We start from the raw sequence: 1785 nt of genomic DNA on the forward strand, positions 1-1785 counted from the left end.
ACAAGGAGCAATAAAATGAAACGAAACTTGGGTACTTTGGATCGCGTAATCCGTATTGTTATCGGTGTCGCACTGATTGCTGCAGCCGCTACCGGACAAATTGGCTGGTGGGGTTGGCTGGGCATCATCCCCCTGGGTACAGCACTGATTGGCAACTGCGCGCTGTACAGCTTATTGGGCATCAACACCTGCCGCATCAACAAAAAATAAAGAAGGCAAAACATGAGTACGGTCGGACAACTCCCGCAAATCAAGCCTTCCGAAGCAATGGCAAAAATCCGTGAGGGCGCGTTGGCAGTGGACATCCGAAGCCAAGCCGAATATCGGGGCGGGCATATTGGCGGCGCATTATCCCTTCCGCCTGAACAGCAGCGAGACAAACTGCCCGATGATACTGCCCCATGCCTGATTTTTTATTGCCTGAGCGGTAAACGTACAACACGGGCAGAAACAATATTGTCAGCGCTTGGCCAAGGTCGAGAATGTTATATTCTAGAAGGCGGCTTACTTGCATGGAAAGCTGCAGGGCTTCCTATTGTTGCCGACCGTGCCGCACCGGATATCATGCGGCAGGTGCAAACCATTGCGGGCAGTTTGATTCTGTTGGGCGTGCTGGCAGGTTGGCTGGTATCGCCTTGGTTTTATCTGATAGACGTGATGGTCGGCGCAGGCCTATTAACGGCTGGACTAACCGGATTCTGCGGCATGGCTCGCCTGCTAGCCAAAATGCCATGGAATCATTAAGCAAAGGCCGCCTGAAAGTTGCTGCTGAGGCCATTATGACTGATAATTCGACCTCCTCATTTGCCGAAAAGCGTAAAAAATGACCATTGCCGACAATCAACCGCCCTACGAAGAAGCCACCGCTTTTCTCAAACTACTGGCCAATCCCAACCGTCTCGCCGTATTGTGCAAACTACATGAAAGGCCGCACAATGTAACCGAGTTGGCTGAATCATCCGGACTGCCGCAAGCAGCAATGTCCAGTCAATTAGCTCTACTGCGTGAAGCCGGTTTGGTATCGTTTGAAGTGAACCATCGGGAACGGCAATATTACATTGCCGACCTGAGGGTAACCGAGATGATACAGTTGCTGTATTCCTTTTTCTGCGCAGAAAAATCTTGAAATGTTGCCGGAATAGGATAGCCCAAAAATCTATCTATTTATAATTTCAAAGGCCGTCTGAATCTTTTTCAGACGGCCTTTATTGTATTTTTAGTCTTGCCATATCATCTCGTGTTTAGAACCATAAGTAATCTTCTTGATATTGCTTTCAAGAGCAATTTCTTTATCTAATGTTCCTGAGTATTCCGAACCTGCTAATTTTTGAAATAAAGTAATATTCAGCTCCTCGTTGCGGCTAGTTGTTTTGATATCTGAAATACCCATTGCACTATTGCCTAATAAGCCTGTCAAATGAACCTGTCTATTATCCTTAGCTTCATTGACAGTAATTTTAAAATTCTGAATATCTTCCAACTTAATTTCATCAGTGGAAAAGCAACCGGACAATATCAAGCCTGTTACTCCCAGCATCATTACCCTCATTTTCATAATAATTCCCTGATCGATTTAGTAACCTTAGGTTTGATTTTCAGCGCCGACAGTTTCAGTATTTTCAGACGGCCTTTATTTCATACTGCTTTTGCACTTAAAGTCCGCGTGAGTGCATACTGCACACACGCTACCTAAAGGTTTTATGCATGCTATCGCCTTCTTTATTTGACGCTACTGAAGTAATTAATTTACATTACATGACTTACTAATTACTCACCATCACATCC

4 protein-coding genes are annotated in these 1785 nt (G+C 45.5%); 3 read left to right on the top strand and 1 reads right to left on the bottom strand.

The features are described 5' to 3' along the window. The first annotated feature begins 15 nt into the window (after nucleotides 1-15). From ACTHUT_RS19620 to ACTHUT_RS19630, 3 genes are all read left to right on the top strand, one after another. Entirely contained in the window at nucleotides 16-210 is a 195-nt protein-coding gene (locus ACTHUT_RS19620) for a YgaP family membrane protein (protein WP_003685761.1), read from the top strand. Nucleotides 211-222: 12 nt separating this feature from the next. Continuing rightward, nucleotides 223-744, top strand: a complete 522-nt coding sequence (locus ACTHUT_RS19625; RefSeq protein WP_107810332.1) for a rhodanese-like domain-containing protein — start codon at nucleotides 223-225, stop codon at nucleotides 742-744. Between the two features lie 79 nt (nucleotides 745-823). Next, nucleotides 824-1126, top strand: a complete 303-nt coding sequence (locus ACTHUT_RS19630) for an ArsR/SmtB family transcription factor (protein ID WP_250600264.1) — start codon at nucleotides 824-826, stop codon at nucleotides 1124-1126. A gap of 90 nt (nucleotides 1127-1216) precedes the next feature. Here the strand turns inward: ACTHUT_RS19630 and ACTHUT_RS19635 are convergent, their stop codons facing one another. Next, nucleotides 1217-1540 (bottom strand): hypothetical protein, encoded by a 324-nt coding sequence (locus ACTHUT_RS19635; RefSeq protein WP_440419504.1) that lies wholly within the window; start codon nucleotides 1538-1540, stop codon nucleotides 1217-1219. Between the last annotated feature and the right edge of the window lie 245 nt (nucleotides 1541-1785).

The organism is Neisseria sp. P0022.S010, assembly GCF_051956635.1.